This is a genomic window from Pseudosporangium ferrugineum, assembly GCF_003002065.1.
Classification (GTDB): domain Bacteria; phylum Actinomycetota; class Actinomycetes; order Mycobacteriales; family Micromonosporaceae; genus Actinoplanes; species Actinoplanes ferrugineus_A.
Window position 1 is genome coordinate 475735 of sequence record NZ_PVZG01000002.1, and the last position, 18152, is coordinate 493886.

15 protein-coding genes are annotated in these 18152 nt (G+C 74.5%); 4 read left to right on the top strand and 11 right to left on the bottom strand.

Annotated elements, in window-relative coordinates; all coding sequences use genetic code 11:
- Nucleotides 1–28: 28 nt before the first annotated feature.
- Entirely contained in the window at nt 29–1630 is a 1602-nt protein-coding gene (locus CLV70_RS06300) for a methyl-accepting chemotaxis protein (RefSeq protein WP_106125392.1), read from the top strand.
- Nucleotides 1631–1814: 184 nt separating this feature from the next.
- Here CLV70_RS06300 and CLV70_RS06305 read toward each other — a convergent pair whose 3' ends face one another.
- The 7 genes from CLV70_RS06305 to CLV70_RS06335 all read right to left on the bottom strand — a co-directional run bounded on the left by CLV70_RS06305 (nt 1815) and on the right by CLV70_RS06335 (nt 7822).
- Complete coding sequence (locus CLV70_RS06305; RefSeq protein WP_106125393.1) at nt 1815–2468, bottom strand: NADPH-dependent F420 reductase; 654 nt, start codon at nt 2466–2468, stop codon at nt 1815–1817.
- Nucleotides 2468–3517, bottom strand: coding sequence for an LLM class flavin-dependent oxidoreductase (locus tag CLV70_RS06310; protein WP_106125394.1), 1050 nt, complete (start codon nt 3515–3517; stop codon nt 2468–2470). Before CLV70_RS06310 ends, CLV70_RS06305 begins: the two co-directional genes overlap by 1 nt.
- A 76-nt stretch (nt 3518–3593) precedes the next feature.
- Nucleotides 3594–4241, bottom strand: coding sequence for a TetR/AcrR family transcriptional regulator (locus CLV70_RS06315; protein WP_106125395.1), 648 nt, complete (start codon nt 4239–4241; stop codon nt 3594–3596).
- 65 nt (nt 4242–4306) lie between these two features.
- Nucleotides 4307–5608, bottom strand: coding sequence for an ABC transporter permease (locus CLV70_RS06320; protein WP_106125396.1), 1302 nt, complete (start codon nt 5606–5608; stop codon nt 4307–4309).
- Complete coding sequence (locus tag CLV70_RS06325; RefSeq protein WP_106125397.1) at nt 5605–6258, bottom strand: ABC transporter ATP-binding protein; 654 nt, start codon at nt 6256–6258, stop codon at nt 5605–5607. The genes CLV70_RS06320 and CLV70_RS06325 overlap by 4 nt, the downstream gene beginning before the upstream one ends.
- A complete protein-coding gene (locus CLV70_RS06330; protein ID WP_106125398.1) occupies nt 6255–7289 on the bottom strand; it encodes a peptidoglycan-binding protein in 1035 nt (344 codons plus the stop codon). The genes CLV70_RS06325 and CLV70_RS06330 overlap by 4 nt, the downstream gene beginning before the upstream one ends.
- On the bottom strand, nt 7286–7822 hold the full coding sequence (locus CLV70_RS06335; RefSeq protein WP_106125399.1) for a hypothetical protein: 537 nt from the start codon (nt 7820–7822) through the stop codon (nt 7286–7288). The genes CLV70_RS06330 and CLV70_RS06335 overlap by 4 nt, the downstream gene beginning before the upstream one ends.
- A 105-nt stretch (nt 7823–7927) precedes the next feature.
- On the opposite strand from CLV70_RS06335, the gene CLV70_RS06340 reads away from it, so the two are divergent.
- The 3 genes from CLV70_RS06340 (at nt 7928) to CLV70_RS06350 (ending at nt 10794) form a co-directional block, all read left to right on the top strand.
- A complete protein-coding gene (locus CLV70_RS06340) occupies nt 7928–8584 on the top strand; it encodes a response regulator transcription factor (RefSeq protein ID WP_106125400.1) in 657 nt (218 codons plus the stop codon).
- Nucleotides 8581–9777: a sensor histidine kinase gene (locus tag CLV70_RS06345; protein ID WP_106125401.1), complete on the top strand. Its 1197-nt coding sequence runs from the start codon at nt 8581–8583 to the stop codon at nt 9775–9777. Before CLV70_RS06340 ends, CLV70_RS06345 begins: the two co-directional genes overlap by 4 nt.
- Before the next feature lie 69 nt (nt 9778–9846).
- On the top strand, nt 9847–10794 hold the full coding sequence (locus CLV70_RS06350) for a CU044_5270 family protein (protein ID WP_106125402.1): 948 nt from the start codon (nt 9847–9849) through the stop codon (nt 10792–10794).
- Nucleotides 10795–11081: 287 nt separating this feature from the next.
- Here CLV70_RS06350 and CLV70_RS06355 read toward each other — a convergent pair whose 3' ends face one another.
- From CLV70_RS06355 to CLV70_RS06385, 4 genes are all read right to left on the bottom strand, one after another.
- A complete protein-coding gene (locus CLV70_RS06355; protein WP_106125403.1) occupies nt 11082–12101 on the bottom strand; it encodes an LLM class flavin-dependent oxidoreductase in 1020 nt (339 codons plus the stop codon).
- A 479-nt stretch (nt 12102–12580) separates the two neighbouring features.
- Nucleotides 12581–13600 carry an LLM class flavin-dependent oxidoreductase gene (locus tag CLV70_RS06360; RefSeq protein WP_106125625.1) on the bottom strand — a complete coding sequence of 340 codons (1020 nt, stop codon included), beginning with the start codon at nt 13598–13600 and terminating at the stop codon, nt 12581–12583.
- Nucleotides 13601–14778: 1178 nt separating this feature from the next.
- The gene (locus tag CLV70_RS40325; RefSeq protein ID WP_146163978.1) at nt 14779–16638 is read right to left on the bottom strand and encodes a nickel/cobalt transporter; all 1860 of its coding nucleotides are present in this window, start codon (nt 16636–16638) and stop codon (nt 14779–14781) included.
- On the bottom strand, nt 16635–18140 hold the full coding sequence (locus CLV70_RS06385; protein WP_106125407.1) for a tetratricopeptide repeat protein: 1506 nt from the start codon (nt 18138–18140) through the stop codon (nt 16635–16637). Before CLV70_RS06385 ends, CLV70_RS40325 begins: the two co-directional genes overlap by 4 nt.
- Nucleotides 18141–18152 lie beyond the last annotated feature (12 nt).

Sequence of the window (18152 nt, forward strand, 5' to 3'; positions counted from 1 at the left end):
CGATTCGGTCTTTGGCTGAGGGGCGGGCATGGCACATCCGGTGAGTCGCTGGTTCGGTAACCTGCGGATCGGCGTCAAGATAAGTCTGGCGTTGCTGGTCGCCGTGCTCGGCGGGGTCTCCGTGGCGGTCGGCGGCATGATCGGCCTGCGCGAGGCGAACGAGAACGCGGTCGAGATCTACGAGGAGAACCTGCGGCCCACGGCCTCCCTGGCCCGGCTCCAGGGCGCCTTCGACGACCAGCTGCTGGCCCTGGCGCTCGCCGAGGTCTCCGATGCGGGCAGCAGGACGGCGCAGTACCGGCAGGCGGCGCTGGACGCCGGTGCCCTCGTGGTCAAGGGCCTCAGGGAGTACGCGGACGCCGGCCTCGAACCCGCCCAGCGGACCGCGGTCGACGAGCTCAACCAGGCGCTGAGCGCCTTCACCCGGGTCCGTGACGACCGGCTGCTGCCCGCCGCCGTCGCCAACGACGGGGCCGCCTTCGACGAGGCGTACACGTCCGACGCCGAGCCGCTGATCGCACGGATCAACAAGGCGTTCGACACCCTGAGCTCGTTCGAGGGCTCGACCGCCGCCCACGCCGCCGAGCAGAGCGGCGACATCTACCGGATGAGCCGGGCCGTCATGCTCGGCAGCCTCGCCGCCGGGTGTGTGATCGCGGGCCTGCTGGGCTGGCTGACCGTACGCCGGATCACCGGCCCGCTCGGCGAGGTGAACGACACCCTCGCCCGGGTCGCCGACGGAGACCTCACCGGCACGGTGCCCGTCCGCTCCGGCGACGAGGTGGGCAGGATGGCCGGCTCGCTCAACCGCGCGTCCGGCAGCATGCGCTCGACCGTCCAGGCCCTCGGCACGGCCTCGCAGTCGCTGGCCGCCGCCGAGCAGCTCTCGACCACCAGCACGCAGATCGCCGGCAGCGCGGAGAAGGTCAGCGGGCAGGCGATCGCGGTCTCCGCCGCCGCCGAGCAGATCCGCCGCAACGTCGACACGGTCTCGGCGGGCTCCGAGGAGATGGGCGCCTCCATCCGGGAGATCGCGCAGAACGCCAACCAGGCGGCGGAGGTGGCCGCGGAGGCCGTCACCCGGGCGCGGAGCACCAACGACACCGTGACCAAGCTCGGCGAGTCGTCGGCGGAGATCGGCAACGTCGTCAAGCTGATCACGGCGATCGCCGAGCAGACGAACCTGCTCGCCCTGAACGCCACCATCGAGGCGGCCCGGGCCGGCGAGATGGGCAAGGGGTTCGCGGTGGTCGCGTCCGAGGTCAAGGATCTCGCCCAGGAGACCGCGAAGGCGACCGAGGACATCAGCGGCCGGGTCACCGCCATCCAGGCCGACGCCGGCACGGCGATCACCGCGATCGGGGAGATCGCCGACGTCATCGCCCGGATCAGCGACTACCAGACCACGATCGCGGCGGCCGTGGAGGAGCAGACGGCGACCACCGGCGAGATGAACCGCGGCGTCACCGAGGCGGCGTCCGGCGTCGGCGACATCGCCGGCGGCATCGACACCCTGGCGACCGCCGCGGCCGTCACCACCGAGAGCGTGGCGGACTCGCGGCGCGCCGCGGCGGAGCTCGCCCGCATGTCCGGCGAGCTCCAGGCCCTGGTCGGCACCTTCCGGGTGTGACGGGCGTCAGCCGCCCGCCCGGCCGCGCCCGCCCGGACCGCGGGGTGGACGGCTGCCCGACCGGCCGCGCCCGCGCGGACCGCGGCTGGACGGCCGCCCGCCCGCCCGGCCAGCCGCGCCCGCCCGCCCGAACCAGGGCTGGACGCCCGCCCGACCGGCCGCGCCCTCCCGCACGGACCGCGGCTCAGGGGACGGCCGACCGTGCGGCGCAGAGCTCGCGGCGCAGGCCCGGCTCGGTCAGGTCCGCGCCGAACAGGGGTGAGCCGGGCTGCAGGACGGCGCTGTCGGCCAGCCCGCCGACGATGGCCGGGGTGAAGCCGATCCGGTCGACGAACGCCGCGACGTCCGCGACCGCCGGCGGGTCGTCGCCGGCCACGCCGAGCGCGATCCGCCCGGGTGCTCCGGCGGGGCGGGCCAGGTCCTCGATCTCGTGGTATCCGATGTGGTTCAGCGTCTTGACCAGGCGCGCGGTGCTCGGCAGATGACTCCGGACCACCTCGCTCGAGGGCCGGTCCGCCGCCTCGAACTCGGGCAGGAGCCCGTCGATGGGCCGCCAGTAGTTCATCACGTCGATGACCGTGCGACCGGCGAGCCCCGCCAGCGGCAGGTTCCGGTAGCGGCGCAGCGGCACCGCGATGACGACGAGGTCCGAGCCGGCCGCGAGTCCGGCGGCGTCCACCGTCGTCGCCTCGGGGATCATCACCCTGGTGATGAGCCCGCTGCGCTCGGCGGGCCCGGAGGTGGCGATGCGTACGTCGTAACCGGCCCTGATCGCCACCCGCGCGATGGCCGTGCCCGACTTGCCGGCGCCGAAGATGCCGATCGTCCGTACGCCCATCACGCCGCCTCCCCGACCGGCGCGACGGCCTCGCGGCGGGCGACCTCGGCGCGCACCACCGGTGCCACCTCGGTGCCGAGCAGCTCGATGGCGCGCATGAGGTCCCGGTGGGGCACGGGGCCGACGGCCAGTTGCAGCATGGTCCGCTGGTGCCCGAGCACCTCGTGGTAGTGCAGGATCTTCTCGATCACCTGTTGCGGGGAGCCCACCGCGTACGTGCTCCCGGGCCCGTTCTGGGCGGCCATGTGCTCGGCGGTCACCTCGCGGACACCGAGCCTGGCCCCCACGACGTTGCGCAGCTCGGCGTCGGCCGGGAAGTAGATCTCGCCGGCCCTCTGCGAGGTGTCGGCCACGAATCCGTGCAGGCTCATCCCGATCGGCAGGCGCTCCTTGCCGTAGTGGCCGAGCGCCTCCCGGTAGAGCTCGGCGATGGGCGCGAGCTGGTGCGCCTGCCCGCCCAGCGTCCCGATCATCAGCGGCAGGCCCACGGCGGCGGCCCGTACCGCCGACTGCGGGCTGCCCCCGACGGCCACCGACACCGGCAGCGGGTCCTGGACCGGGCGGGGCAGGACGGTCTCGCCGTGCAGCGGCGGACGGAAGCGGCCCGACCAGGTGACCGGCCCGCCCTCCCGCAGGCGCAGGAGCAGCCGCAGCTTCTCGTCGAAGAGCTGCTCGTAGTCCTGCAGGTCGTGGCCGAACAGCCGGAACGAGTCGAGCAGGGCGCCGCGGCCGACCATCAGCTCGGCGCGTCCCCCCGAGACCAGGTCGAGCGCGTGGAACTCCTCCAGGACGCGCACCGGATCGGCGGTGCTGAGGACCGTGACCGCGCTGGTCAGCCGGATCCGGGAGGTCCGCGCCGCGGCCGCGGCGAGGGTGACCGGCGGCGCCGGGGCCCCGAACGCCGGGTGGTGGTGCTCGCCCAGGCCGAAGACGTCGAGGCCGACCTCGTCGGCCAGGACGATCTCCTCGATCAGCTCCGGGATCCGCTGCGGGGCGGCGACGCCGCCCCTGACGGACACGTCGGCGAAGGTGAAGGCGCCGATCTCCATGACTGCTCCTCGGGTTAAGTGACGCAACTGCGTCATTTATAACCCCGGGTGGGCCGATCGCCCTCCGTGACGGTGGTTACTTCTCGCGATTCGCTTTCATCAAGGCGTGATAGGTCTCGGCGGCCGACGGGGCCGGGGGCAGCGGCCCGCCGCCCGGCGCGGCGAACGCCTGCAGGAAGTAGGCCAGCAGCCGGTCCGACATCCGCTCCGCGACCCGGCCGGCGCCGGCCAGCACGCCGGCGTGCGCCAGCAGCAGCAGCGGGATGTCCTCGGCCGAGAAGTCCGCCCGCAGCCCGCCGGCGGCCTTCGCCCGGGTGATCAGCTCCTCGACGGCGGCCCACGCCCGCCGCCGGTACTGCTCGTACCCCAGGGAGGCGGGGAACGTCCTGGTCAGCACGTCGGCGAAGCCCCGGTCGGCGAGCTGCGCCCGGGCCACCCAGCGCACGTACCCGGTGAAGCCGGCCCAGGCGTCGTCCTGCTTCAGGGCCGCCTCGGCGATCTCGGCGTACAGCACGAGCTTGTCCTCGAAGACCGCCGCGAGCAGCTCGTCGCGGCCGGCGAACCGGCGCCGCAGCGTCGGCTCGCTGACCCCGGCGTGCCGGGCGATCTGCCGCATCGACACGTCCAGCCCGTGCTCCGAGAACACCTCCCGGGCCGCGGCCACCAGGCGCTCCCGGTTGCGGGCGGCGTCCGCCCGCAACCGGCCGTCCCTGCGCTGCACCATGGACGCAGGCTACGACACCACCCGCCGCCGCGAACCGGGTCCCGGCCGGCGGCGGGACGGCGCCGCTATCCGGTCAGCGCCTCCGTCGGCGTCAGCCGCGCCGCCCGCAGCGCCGGATAGAACCCCGCCGCCGCACCGACCAGGAGCGTCGCCGCCAGCCCACCGGCAAGAGCCCACCACGGTACGGCCACCGGCCACGACCGCCACCACGACCATCCGGCGGTGACGGCGCTGCCGGCGGCGACCCCGGCCGCCCCGCCGGTGGCCGCGAGCAGCAGCGACTCCATGAGGAACTGCCCGCACACCTGCGCGCGGGTGGCCCCCAGCGCCCGGCGCAGGCCGATCTCGGCACGGCGTTCCAGCACCGAGATCAGCATGGTGTTCGCGACGCCCACGCCGCCGACGAGCAGCGCCACCGCGCCCAGGCCCAGCATCAGCCCCTGCAACGCGACGTCGGTGGCCCGGGCCGCGGCGAGCGCGTCCGACGGCCGGGACACCAGCACCTCGTTCGGCGCCTGCGGGTTCACGGTGGCGGCGAGCACGGCGCGGACCTGCTCGACCGCCGCGTCCAGCGACCGCGTGTACACGGTGGTGGGCGAGCCGTCGAAGCCGAGCAGCCGCCGCGCCGCCGACCAGCCGATCAGGGCCGCCGAGTCGAGCTCGCGGGCCAGCGGCACCGGCGCCAGGATCCCGACCACCGCGAACCACTGCCCGCCCAGCCACACCCGGGGACCCGGCCCGCGGATCCCGAGGCGCTCGGCAGCGGTGGCGCCGAGCACGACGACCGGCGCGTCCGGGGACGTACCGGTCAGCCACCGGCCCCGGGCCGGCGTCGCGCGCAGCGTCTCCGGCAGGTCGTCGCGGGCGGCGAGCACCGCGATGCTGCCGCTCTCCGCCGCCGGTACGTGGTCGTTGCGGTAGACCTTCGCGTCCACCGTCCCGGTGGCGCTGACCGCGCGGACCGGGCCGATGCGGCGGACCATGGCCAGCGACTCCGGCGGCAGGGCCGCGTCCGCACCGGAGAACGTCCGTCCCGGCGCGGCGGTGAGCAGGTTGGTGCCCAGGGCGGCCAGGGTACGGTCCAGGCCCGCCCGGCTCGACGCGGAGATGCCCACCACGGCGAGCATGGCGGCGATGCCGATCGCGATGCCGGCCGCCGACAGCACCATGCGCAGCGGCCGGGCCCGCAGCCCGGCCGCGCCGAGCCGGACCACGTCCGCGGCGGCCAGCCGGGCCGGCCGCGGCGGGCCCCCGGCCCTGCCGTCCGGCCCGCCCGCGGCCCTGCCGTCCGCCCCCGGCGCGTTCACGGCTGCGCCGTCCTGCGATGGCCCGCCCGCGGCGCCACCGTCCGGCCTTCGTGCGCTCATGACTCCACCAGCCTGCCGTCGCGCAGCCCGACCCGGCGCGGCAGGGCCGCCGCGATGTCCCGGTCGTGCGTGATCACCACCAGGGTGGTGCCCGCCGCGTGCAGGTCGTGCAGCAGCGCCATGACGCCGGCCCCGGCGGCCGAGTCGAGATTGCCGGTGGGTTCGTCGGCGAGCAGCAGCTCCGGCTCGGCGACCACGGCGCGCGCGATAGCGACGCGCTGCCGCTCGCCGCCCGAGAGCTCGTGCGGCCGGTGGTGCGTCCGGTGCCCCAGGCCGACCCGTTCCAGCGCGCGGGCGGCCCGCCGCAGTCGTTCGCGCCGCCGGACACCGCTGTAGAGCAGCCCGTCCGCGACGTTGCCGAGCGCGCTCACCCCGGGCGCCAGGTGGAACTGCTGGAACACGAAGCCGATCGTCCGGGCCCGCAGCGCCGCCAGGTGCCGGTCGGCGAGGGTCGCGACGTCGTACCCGGCGATGCGTACGGTCCCCGCCGACGGCCGGTCCAGGGCGCCGAGCAGGTGCAGCATCGTCGACTTGCCGGAGCCCGACGGGCCCGCCACGGCGACGAACTCGCCCGCGCCGACGGTCAGCGACACGCCGTCGAGGGCGGTCACCCCGGGATACTCCTTGCGGACGGCGGTCATCTCGATCATGCCGGCATCCCCACGGTCAGGCCCTCGGTCAGGCCCTCGCCGCTGACCTCCACCCGGCCGCCGGCGAACAGGCCGACCCGCACCGGCAGGTAGCGCGTCCCGGCCGCGTCGACGACCTCGAGGCCGTACCCGCCCTCGGCGAGCGCGACCAGGGCGGCGACCGGGACGGTGAGCACGTTCCGGCGCTCCTCACCCCGGTAGGTCACCTCCACCGGGCCCTCCCGGAGCCGGCCGGGGGAGCGGCCCAGGGCGATGGTGACCGGCACCGTCGGCTTGCCGCCGTCCTGCTTCGGCTCGGCCTTCGCGCCCACGTGCCGTACGGTGCCCGGCACCTCCCTGCCGTCCGGCAGGGTGACCCGCACCTTGACGCCGGCGGCTGCCCAGCCGGCCGCGTCCGCGTCCACGCCGGCGGTGACGACGGTGGCCGCCGGCGTGTACGCGAGCACCTCGCCCGTGGCCGGCGCGCCGACCCTGGCCCGCAGTTCCGCGATCCGCATGGCACCGTTCGCCACGACTGCCCACGTGGCGTCGACGGTCCCGGTCTCCGGCAGCCCGAGCCGATCCTGCCAGCGCCGCACCACCCGCGCCGTGGCGGAGGTGTACTCGTCGTCCACCGTGAAGCCGTCGTAGCCCAGGGCCTCCAGGTTGCGTTCCAGCTGGGCGACGTCCGGTCCCTCCGCGCCGGGGGCCAGGGGACGGTAGACGGGCAGGACGCCGTACAGCAGCACCATCGGTCTGTTGTCGGCGCGCAGCACCGTGCCGCCGCGCTTGACCACCCGGCCGGCCGGGGGCAGCCAGGTGATCGTGCCGGTGGCCGTGGAGGTGATCGGCACCGGGTCGCCGTACCCGAGCTCGCCGTCGATCTTCACCGAGGACGCCAGGGTCTCGCGGCGTACCTCGGCCGTGGCCGCCGGCCGGTCCGGCGCCGCCGCCGGGCCGGACCGGCCGTCCAGGCCCACGGCCGCCGCGCCGGCGCCGCCCAGGACCGCCGCGGCGGTGGCGACCACGGCCACCGTGCGCCTGCGGCTCATCCGCCCACCCGGGTCACGCCGCTGATGCCGTCCGGGCCGACACCCTTGCACTTCTCGGTGGCCTTGCGCATCGCCTCGTGATCGCCGGACCCCTCGGTGAACGTCAGGCCGCCGGTCGCCGGGTCCGGATCCGGGAAGTCCGGCACGCCGTTCTCGCGCATGCACTTGGCCAGGTCCCGCAGCTTCGCGATGTCCTCCGGCGTCATCTTGGGCGGCTCGCCCCCGTTGGGCAGCAGGGTGCGGCACTTCTCCATGGCCGCCTGCATCTTGCGGGACTCCGGGGTGTCCGCGGCACCGGCCCGCTGGGCGGGGATCGCGATCATCCCGTCGGCGTTCGGGTCGGGGACGTCGACGCCCTCGGCCCGCATGCAGCCGGCGAACTCCCGCCGCTGCCCGGCCTCGTCCGCCTTCGCCGCCGAACTGGCGTGGCCGCCGCCGGCCGAGGCCACCGGCGTCTCGTCGGCGCCGCCCCCGCATCCGCCCAGGGCCAGCAGCACGAGCAGCGGCGGTACGAACCTTTTTCCGTGTCTCATCACGGCTCCTTCCGGTCGGCGCACAGCAGACCGCGGCGCCCGTAGGAGCGGCATCAGCGCCGGCGCTCACAGGATTTTTATGGGCGGGCCGGTCACCATGTCCGGGTGCGGGTATTGATCGCGGAGGACGAGGTCGTGATGGCGGACGCCATAGCGGAGGGCCTGCGGCTCCAGTCGCTGGCGGTGGACACGGTCCACGACGGGTACGCGGCGCTGCAACGGCTGGCGGTGAACGACTACGACGTGCTGATCCTCGACCGGGACCTGCCCGTGGTGCACGGCGACGACGTCTGCCGCGCGGTGGTCGCGGAGGGCGGCACCGTACGCGTCCTGATGCTGACCGCCGCCGGCGAGCTGGACGACCGGGTCCGCGGCCTGGCCCTCGGCGCCGACGACTACCTCCCGAAGCCGTTCGCCTTCGCCGAACTGGTCGCGCGGGTCCGGGCGCTGGGCCGGCGCGCCCGCCCGGCCGCGCCGCCGGTGCTGGAACGCGCGGGCATCCGGCTGGACACCTCCCGGCGTGAGGTCTTCCGCGACGGGCACTACGTGGCCGTGTCCCGCAAGGAGTTCGCCGTCCTGGAGGAGCTGCTGCGGGCGGGCGGCGCGGTGGTCAGCACCGAGGAACTGCTGGAACGGGCCTGGGACGAGCACACCGACCCGTTCACCAACGTGGTCCGCACGACGGTGATGACGCTGCGCCGCAAGCTCGGCCCGCCCGCCGTCGTCCGGACGGTCACCGGAGTGGGGTACCAGATCCCGTGACGAACCGATGGACCGTACGCGCGAAGCTCACCGTCCTCTACGGCACCCTGTTCCTGCTGGCCGGGACGGCCCTGCTGACGATCACCTACTTCCTGCTCGCCCAGTCGCTGCGCAACCAGGGGGTCGACCAGACCACCGTCCTGACGGTCCCCGGCCTGCGCCCGGCGGTGCCGGCGCGCGCCGCGAGCGCGGACGACCCGGAGGTCACCCTGCCCGACGGGTTGACCGCCGCCCAGCAGACCGAGATCGAGGAACGCTGGAAGCTCGCCGAGAAGCTCCAGGAGGACTTCCGCTCCCGGACCCTGACCTCGCTGCTCCAGCGCGGCGGCATCGCCCTGGCGGGGGTGGGCCTCGTCGGCGTGTGGCTGAGCTGGCTGGCCGCCCGCCGTACGCTGCGTCCGCTGCAGCAGATCACGGCGACCGCCCGCCGCGTCGCCGACCGCAACCTGCACGAGCGCATCGGGCTGACCGGCCCGCACGACGAACTGCGCCGCCTGGCGGACACCTTCGACGACATGCTGGCCCGCCTCGACGGCGCGTTCGCCGCCCAGCGCCGCTTCGCCGCCAACGCCTCGCACGAGCTCCGCACGCCGCTGGCGATCAACCGCACCCTCATCGAGGTGGCGCTCAGTCGCCCCCACCCGTCCGCCGAGATCCGCCAGCTCGGCGAGACGATGCTGGCGGTCAACGCCCGCCACGAGAAGCTCATCGACGGCCTGCTCCTGCTGGCCCGCTCGGACGGCGCGGTCCTCGACCCGGTGCCGGTGGACCTGGCCGACATCACCACCCGGGTGGTCGCGGGCGTCACGGAACCCGGGGTGGAGCTGGCGGTGAGCACCCGCCCGTCGCCCGTACGCGGCGACCCGGTCCTGCTCGAACGCATGGTCCAGAATCTGGTGCAGAACGCGGTGGCGTACAACCGGCGCCCCGGCCGCGTCGACGTCGTCTGCGAGCCCGGGACCCTGACGGTGACCAATACGGGGCCGGTGATCGCGGCGTACGAGGTGCCACGCCTCTTCGAACCCTTCCAGCGGCTCACCGACCGGGTCGGCTCGGCCCGCGGCACCGGCCTCGGCCTGTCCATCGTCCGGTCGGTGAGCCGGGCCCACGGCGGCGAGGTGACCGCGCAGCCCGGCCCGCACGGCGGCCTCACCGTGACCGTCACCGTCCCGCCCGGCCCCGGCGCTCCGTGAGCCTTTCCCGCCCGGTCTGAGCACTTTGTGATCTTCCGGGTGAGCAGCCCGTCGTGATGACATGCCGCGGTGCCCGCCGTCCCCACCCCGGCCCGCCGGCGCCTGAGCGGCACGGCCGGCGCGACCCTCGTCGTCGCGCTCCTGGTGCCGCTCGGCGTCCTCGCCCGCCGGGAGCCGCCCGCACCCGGAGCCGCCGCCCAGCCCGGACCCGTCGCCGTGCTGCACGCCGCCGCCGAGGCCGCGGAACGGTCGGCCCCGCCGGTGCTGCGGCCGGGGGAGACCCGCTACGTCGCCGTCCACCGGTCCACTCTGGAATCGGTGCCGGCGGGCCGCGGCCGCACCCTGGCCGTCCGCAACGACACCCTCACCGAGGAATGGATCCCCGCCGACCGCCACGACGAATGGCTGCAACGCGTCCGCGACGCCGCCCCGCCGCAGATCTGGGACGACCGCTCCCGCACCTTCGTCGACGACGACCCGGCCCCGGTCACCGAATGGCGCGGCCGATGCGGCTCGTACTTCGCGAGGAGGACCCAGGACCCGTGCCGGCGCCCCGGCCTGTGGCAGGACCCCACCCCGCAGTTCATCGCGACCCTGCCCGCCGACCCGGCAGAGCTGCTGGCCCGCCTCCGCGCGAGCGCCCCCGACGGCGGCTTCCGCGACCAGGAGGCCCTGCTCGGCGCCGCCCAGGCCCTCGAACGGGACCTCCTGCCCCCACCGGTACGCGCCCGCATCTACCGGGCACTGGCCCTGCTCCCGGGCCTCACCGTCACCGGCCGCCGAGCGGTCCCGCACGGCCGCCCGGGCACCGCCCTCGGCCTCGACCACGCCGGCACCCGGGCGGAACTCGTCATCGACCCGGCCAACGGCGTCTACCTGGGCCGCACCCGCTCCCTCACGGCCCCCCACGACGGCCTCAGCGCCGGCACGGTCACCGACGCCGCCGCCCTGACCACGGGCATCGCCCCCGGCCTCGGCGAGCCCCCACGGCAGCTCCGCCGCTCCGACCGCTCCTAGCGATCCCTCCGCCGCCCCTCAGCGCGCGCCCCACACGTCGCCCGCCTCGCTGCCCTGCGTTTCCGTGTTCCGTGCCTCGCTGCCCTCTCTGCCTCGGCGTCCCCGCTGCTCGCCAGTCCAACCCGCTTCGGCCGCGCCGCTTCGGCCGCGCCGCTTCGGCCGCGCCGCTTCGGCCGCGCCGCTTCGGCCGCGCCGCTTCGGCCGCGCCGCTTCGGCCGCCCCGCTTCAGCTGCCCACTCCACTTCGGGTGTCCTGCTGCCTCGGCTGTCCTCGCGGTGTCAGCCGCCTCAGCTGCTGGGCCGCCAGCCCAGCGCCGGTCCGAGTCTCGTCGCCATGTCCGTCAGGATCTGCACGTAGTCGTCGTGCTCGAAGCTGAACGGCAGCGCGAACGCCACCTCGTCGATCTCGCGGAACGCGGCGTGCGCCCACAGCCTCTCCGCGATCTCGTCCGACGTCCCCACCAGATCCGGCGCGAACATCAGCCGTCCCGGTCCCTGCGGCGCGCTCGTCCGCGGCAGGCGCTTCTCCGCGTACGCCTCATACCTGGCCCGCTGGGCGGGCGTCGCCGTGTCGGTGGGGATGACGACCAGCCCCTGCGAGACCCGCGCCCGGTCGCCGTCGGGGTGATGTGCCCGGAACGCACGCACATGGGACAGCTGGACACTGGCGAAGTCCTCCGACTCCTCGGCCTTGACCACGCTGCTGGTCAGGAAGTTCATGCCGTGCTCGCCGGCCCACTGCGCCGACCGCAGGCTCGCCCCGCCGTACCACATGCGAGCCCGCAACCCGGCCGAGTGCGGCTCGACCCGCTCGGAGAACACCTCGAAGCCCTCGACCCCGCTGAAGTCACTGGCCGGCGCCCCGGCAACGAAGTCGAGCAGCCGCTCCACCCGCCGGTAACTGAAATCCTCGGCATCGCCGCTGTCCGGGTAGAGCGCCCCCTTGACGGTGCCGTAGTGCATCGGCGGCCCCACACTCACGCCCGGATTGAGCCGCCCCCCGCTGAGCACATCCACGGTGGCCAGATCCTCCGCCAGCCGCAGCGGATTCTCCCACCCCAACGGAATGACCGCGGTACCCAACTCGATCCGGCTGGTGCGCTGCGACGCGGCGGCGAGCACCGCGACGGGCGACGAGATCCCGTACTGCAGATGACGATGACGAACCCAGGCGCTGTCGAAACCCAACTCCTCACCGAGCCGGATCACGTCCAGCGTGGACTCGTGCCCGGCCCGCGGATCGCCCCGGTCGAACAACCCGATAGTCAGAAAACCCAGCTTGCGCAACGGTACGGAAGAAGACGGCACCCACCGATTCTGCCCGATCACGCCCCCACCCACCCGAAGACCAGCCCAGGAAAGCCGGCACCCCACCACCGATCCCGCCCGACCGAGCCCACGCCCACACCTCCTGCGCCCACGACCCGCCCGTTGCCGCGCCTACGCCCCTTCCCGCGCCTGCCTGCGCCCGTTCTCGCGCCTGTGCCTGCGCCCGTGGGTCCGTGCCTGTGTCTGGGCCGCCGGCCCCCGCGCGGCCTCCGCCCGTGCCCGGCCCTCGCCCGTGCCCGTGCCCGGCCCCCGCCCTCGCCCGTGCCCGTGCCCGGGCCCGCCCTCGCCCTCGCCCGTGCCCGGGCCCGCCCTCGCCCGTGCGCGGCTCTCGCCCGTGCCCGCCCGCGCCCGTGTCTACGCCCGCACCTGCACCCGTGCCTGCGCCCATGCCCGCGTGCCTCCGCCCCCGCCTGTGCTGAGCGCGCGGAGGCCGGCGGCGCGCCGCTCAGGCTTCCCGTTCATGCCCGTGCCCACCCGAAGGCCGGCGCGATGTGTTCCGCGATCGTGGCGAGGATCCGCGCGTTGTATTCCACCCCCAGCTGGTTCGGCACGGTGAACAGAACCGTGTCGGCGGCCCGCACGGCCTCGTCCGCGGCCAGCTCGGCGGCGATCTTGTCGGGCTCTCCCGCGTACGTCCGCCCGAACCGTGACCGCACCCCCTCCAGCAACCCCACCTGGTCTTCCTGGGCCTGATCGCCGAAGTAGATCCGGTCGATGTCCTCGGTGATGGGCAGCACGCTGCGCGAGACGGAGACCAGCGGCTCGTGCTCGTGCCCGTGCTCCTTCCAAGCCTGCCGGAACAGCTCGATCTGTTCGGCCTGAAGCCGGTCGAACGGTACGCCGGTGTCCTCGGTCAGCAGCGTGGAACTCTGCAGGTTCACGCCCAGCCCGGCCGCCCACTGCGCGGTGGCCCGGGTCCCCGCACCCCACCAGATCCGCTGCCGCAACCCGGGCGCCTGCGGCTGGATCGCCAGCCCACCGCTGATCCCGGTGCGCGCCGGATCGGTCCGGGCCACGGCGGTCCCGTCGATCGCGGCGAGAAACACTTCGGTCTTCCGCCGAGCCATATCGGCGGCGTCTTCCCCGTCGGGCGGCACATACCCGAACGCCTCGGCCCCCCGAAGAACGGTCTCCGGCGATCCACGGCTCACCCCGAGCTGAAGCCGCCCACCGCTGATGAGATCGGTGGCAGCGGCCTCCTCGGCCATGTACAGCGGATTCTCGTACCGCATATCAATAACGCCGGTTCCCATCTCGATCCGCGACGTCCGGGCGGCAATAGCGGAGAGCAGAGGAAATGGCGACGCCAACTGCCGCTCGAAATGATGCACCCGCACGAAAGCCCCGTCGATCCCCACCTCCTCGGCGGCCTGAGCCAACTCAATAGTTTGAATGAGTGCATCGGCAGCAGTACGTGTCTGCGACCCCGCCGCGTTTCGCCAATGCCCGAAGGACAAAAACCCGATCTTCTTCTTCACCCTCGCCCCAACCGACGACCCCACCACCTGATTCCCGCCCGCCCCCGAGCCGCCGGAGACTGGTCCGCCGCCTGGACGTGACGGGCTCCGGGCGAGGAGCGAACCGGAAGCCCCACGGCGGAGAGGCGGCTGACGCCGGGTGGTCTGATCCGCCACTCCGTCCTCCAGCCTCGGACAGCATCACGACCACTACGTGCCAATCCCCGGCACGACTCCAGGGGCGGCGTGATCTTCGACGAGTGCAGACAGCTCACTCGAGATCCTCCTTGCTCCGACCGCTCACCTGAGAGCCCGTCATGGCCGCCGGCCACCACCCGGCCCGCTCCTGACGTCGTCTCCACTGCCAGCCCCGCCCGCTCGAGAGCGGCGACCCGCGGATCCACCGCATTGCCGGATCGGAGCTGCCTCGACCATAGCCCTCGCCGCATATAAGAAGCCAATCGGATCGCATTCCAGTGACGGATGCAATGCGGGAATGGAGGTGCATTAGTGCGAATCTGGAGTCTTGTCAACTCGGCAGGCCCCGCGATTTTGGCATGATCAAGAGCGCTCCGAACGTGCCGATGCCGCCAGGGATCCGGGATGATTGGCCGGTGCGGCAGCTACAGTTGTTCACCACCTCGGAACTGGCCCGAATGCGGGACCGGACGAGGTCGCGCGCCTTTTCGCCCACCCGCGACGAGTTCCGCCGCACCCACGAGCGCCACCGCGACTGGGGCCTGAAACGCCGCCACGCCGAGCGCCTCCACCGGGCCCGCCCCGCCAACCCGATCCGACCCGGCCTCTCACCTGGAAGGCCGGCCGGACCACCGCACGGCTCGCTGCCCGGACCACCGCACGGCTCGCAGGCTGGTCCACCGCACGGCTCGCCGGCCAGATCACCGCACGGCTCGCTGACCGGACGGCTGGCAACGGCACCTCCCCAGAGCGCCCGTCGGCCAGTTCCATTCCCGGCAACGGTCCCACCCTCGACGCCGTCGACGCCGTCGACGCCCTCGACGCCGCCGACGCCGACGGCCACGCCGACGCCGCCGGCCACGCCGCCTTCGCCGTTGCCGATGGTCGCCGGTCCGCCCACGGCATCTACGTGCTCTGCCGGGGCCTTCGTGCGGCGTCGCGACGGCGTCGGCCGGCCTGCGCCTGCACCGTCGACTATCGGGAGTGGCCCTGCCGTGTCCTCACGCGAGTCCGGCGAGCGCGCGGCCGGCCAGGCCAAGACCGACCACCACGATGAAGGCGGCGGTTGCCGTGGGACCCGCCGTGCGCCAGCGGGCCGCCAGGCGGAACCGGTCGCCGAGGCGGTCGCGTACCCGCACGAGGAGCAGACCCGCGGCGGTCAGCGTTGCGGCCATGCCCAGACCGTAGGCGAGCACCAGCAGGACCCCGAAGACGGTATGCCCCAGCGCAGCCGCACCGAGCAACACGACGAGCGCGGTGGGACTGGGCACCAGCCCCCCGGCAATCCCCATCCCGGCGAGACCCCACCGGCCCGGCCCGTGGTGCCCATGTCCGTGGTGGTGTCGTCCATTTCCGTGGAGGGGACTGTCGTGGTGGTGCTGAGGCCCGTGGTCGTGGTCGTGTGGCCCATTGTTGTGGCGCTGAGGGCCGTGCGCGTGGTCGTGCTGCGCGTTGTCGGGGTGGTTGTGGGGCCCGTGGTCGTGGTCGTGCGGCTCGTTGTTGTGGCGCTGAGGGCCGTGCGCGTGGTCGTGCTGCGCGTTGTCGGGGTGGTTGTGGGGCCCGTGGTCGTGGTCCTGTTGCGCGTTGTCGGGGAGGTGGCGCCTGTGCTCGCGGTGGCGTCGGCGGAGTGTTGTGAGGAGGGTGGCTGCGCCGATTGCTGTCACCAGGGTGCCGGAGGCCACGCCGAGCCAGCTCAGGACTGCTTCTCCGGCGATTCCGGCTGTGGTGGTCAGGAGGAGGCCGAGGGCCAGGACGCCGCCGGTGTGGGTCGCCGTCACTGTGGCGCCTACCGCGATCGCATCTCGGGGTCTGCCCTGGCTGCCGGCGAGGTAGGCGGCCATCACGGTCTTTCCGTGGCCCGGGAGGGCGGCGTGGGCCGCGCCGAGGACGAGGGCCAGGAGGACCGCGAGGATTCCCACCAGTGGGGTCGTGGCCCGCCCGGCGGCTGCGTCGGTGAGCCACCGTTCGGCGCTTGCCAGCGGTCCTGGCAGGAAGGCGGACGTTGCGGTCGTCTCCGCCGGACGAGAGTCGTGCCCGCCGGGTGCCGGAGCCGCGGTGGAGTCCGTGCCGCCGGCGGCAGAGGGCACGGTGGTGTCCGAGCCGCCAGCGGCAGGGGGCGGGGTGTCCGAGTTGGGGGGCAGGGTGTCCGAGCTGCCGGAGGCGGGGGGCGGGGTGTCCGAGCTGCCAGCGGGAGAGGCCGCCGTGGTGTCCGGGCCGCCGCTGGCAAGGGGTGCGGTGGTGTCCGGGCCGCCGGCGGCAGGGGCTGTGGTGGTGTCCGGGTTGCCGGTGGTGGAGAGGGCCGGGGCGTACGGGAGGGTGCGGAAGGTTGCTTCGCGGGTGTCGGGGGGTGAGGTCAGGAGGTCGGTGGGGTAGTGGCGGAGTTCGTCGCTGACTCCCGTTGTCGGTAGGGGTGAGTTTTCCAGGCGGAGGCCGGCTCCTGAGGCGACCAGTTCGCGCCAGCCGATGTGGGTGTCGCGGAAGGTGTTGGTTATCGATATTCGCGTCGGGGTGTTCAGGGGGGCCGGGGCGGTCAGGGTGCAGGTGAGGCGGCTGGTGCGGAGGCCTCCGGCGCCCTGGGCGTACGTGAAGGAGGTGGTCGTGATCGTCCAGGTCAGGGGGGTTGTGCCGGCGGTGACCTTCAGGGCTGTGGATGCCTCCTCGCAGGTCGCGGGTGGGGCCTGGAGGGTGGGGAGTTCGGCCAGGTCGGCGGCGACGGTGGCTTCGATGTGGTCGGGGTGGAGGGTCAGGGCCGCGTAGCGGTTGACCGAGAAGTTGCCGAGGGGGTGGGCCGATGCCGGGGCGGACGGGAGGGTGGCGAATGCGGGCACGGCCAGTGCGGCCACGACGAGCAGGCGTTTCATGGCTGGGCCTCCGTGGCCGCGAGGGCGCGGGCGGCGGTCGGGCCGTCCACGGGCGAGAAGTACGGGTTGAGGGCGCGGACGCGGCGGAGTTGTTCGCGGGCGGTGGGCAGGTCGCCGGTGCCGAGGGAGATCAGGGCGAGGTGATAGGCGTACGCGGCGTTGCGGGGGCCCGCGGTCACGGCTCGGCGGGCGTACGGGAGGGCCTGACGGTCCTGGCCCGCGGTGTGGAGTGCCAGGCCGAGGGTGTCGGCGACGTCGGCGAAGGGGCGGCGGGCGTACTCGGCGCGGGCAAGGCGGACCGCCGCGGGGGCGTCACCGCGGGCGAGGGCGAGGAGGGCGCCGGTCAGGTCGTCGCGGCCGCCGCCGGCCTCGAACAGGCGGTGTGCGGCGTCGGCCAGGGTGAGCTGCCGCTCCGCCTCGTCGGTGCGGCCGGCCAGGCGCAGCAGGGTGGCGTACTCCATCAGGCTGTCCGGGGTCGGCGTGCGGGCGGCCACCGTCGCGGCGTCGGTGAGTGCGGCCGTGAGGTTGCCGGTGGCGGCGGCGACCCGGGAGCGGCCGCGCAGCAGCGGTTGATAGGACGGCGCGGCGGCGAGGCCGGCGGCGTACTCGGCGCCCGCCGCCCGGGGGTCGCCGGACGCCCAGGCGAGGTCGCCGAGCTGGTTGCGGCAGAACGCGACGTCGGCCGGGTCGGTCGCGGCGTCCAGGGCCCGCCGCATCAGCGCGGTGGCGCCGGCGAGGTCGCCGCGTTGCTCCAGGTCGTACGAGGCCCGGGCGTACGCGGCCAGCCCCGGGCGCAGGTCGAGCATCCGCTGCACGGCGCGGGTGGCGGCGGCCGCGTCGCCGAGCTGGGTGTGGGCGTCGGCGAGGACCCCGTACGCGTCGGCGCTCCACGGGTTGTCGCGCAGCGCGGCCCGCGCCCGGTCGCGTGCCGCGGCGAAGTCGTGCCGGGCGTTGGCCAGGGCGCCGAGGCCGGTGAGAGCCTCCGGGTTGCCGCGGGGGCGTACGGCCAGCGAGCGCCGCAACGCCCCCTCCGCCTTGGGGTACAGCGCGGGGTCGGCGGTGACCCGGGCCCGCTCGACGTAGGCGAGCCCGAGCTCCGCCCAGGTGCGGTAATCCTTGGGCAGGTCCCGAAGACGCCGCTGAGCCCGCGCGATGGTCTCGCCCGCCCGATCGGGACCGATCGGCGCGTCAGGTCCCGCGCCGGGCCCGGCATTCGATCCGCCCGCGGCGCGCCCGTCGGAACCGGCGGCCGGCCCGTGCGAGCCGGCGCCGGGCCGCCCACCCTGACCCGCGCCCGGAGCCGGATCGGGCCGCCCGGCCGAAGCCGTGCCGTGCCGGACCTCCGAAGCCGGACCGGTTCGGCGGTCCGAAGCAATGGCTTGGGCGTCGGCGAGGGCCGGGGCCGGGGTGGTGGGTTCGGGTGGGCCGAGGACGGCCCCGGCGGTGAAGACCAGGGCCGCCGCGGTGACGACCAGGGCAGAGGTGCGTGCGAGCCGGTGCATCGGGACCTGCCC

Excerpts from the sequence above, each read along its gene's own strand:
- CLV70_RS06300 (WP_106125392.1), top strand. The coding sequence starts at position 29 with ATGGCACATCCGGTGAGTCGCTGGTTCGGTAACCTGCGGATCGGCGTC.
- CLV70_RS06305 (WP_106125393.1), bottom strand. The coding sequence starts at position 2,468 with ATGGGCGTACGGACGATCGGCATCTTCGGCGCCGGCAAGTCGGGCACG.
- CLV70_RS06310 (WP_106125394.1), bottom strand. The coding sequence starts at position 3,517 with ATGGAGATCGGCGCCTTCACCTTCGCCGACGTGTCCGTCAGGGGCGGC.
- CLV70_RS06315 (WP_106125395.1), bottom strand. The coding sequence starts at position 4,241 with ATGGTGCAGCGCAGGGACGGCCGGTTGCGGGCGGACGCCGCCCGCAAC.
- CLV70_RS06320 (WP_106125396.1), bottom strand. The coding sequence starts at position 5,608 with ATGAGCGCACGAAGGCCGGACGGTGGCGCCGCGGGCGGGCCATCGCAG.
- CLV70_RS06325 (WP_106125397.1), bottom strand. The coding sequence starts at position 6,258 with ATGATCGAGATGACCGCCGTCCGCAAGGAGTATCCCGGGGTGACCGCC.
- CLV70_RS06330 (WP_106125398.1), bottom strand. The coding sequence starts at position 7,289 with ATGAGCCGCAGGCGCACGGTGGCCGTGGTCGCCACCGCCGCGGCGGTC.
- CLV70_RS06335 (WP_106125399.1), bottom strand. The coding sequence starts at position 7,822 with ATGAGACACGGAAAAAGGTTCGTACCGCCGCTGCTCGTGCTGCTGGCC.
- CLV70_RS40325 (WP_146163978.1), bottom strand. The coding sequence starts at position 16,638 with ATGAAACGCCTGCTCGTCGTGGCCGCACTGGCCGTGCCCGCATTCGCC.
- CLV70_RS06385 (WP_106125407.1), bottom strand. The coding sequence starts at position 18,140 with ATGCACCGGCTCGCACGCACCTCTGCCCTGGTCGTCACCGCGGCGGCC.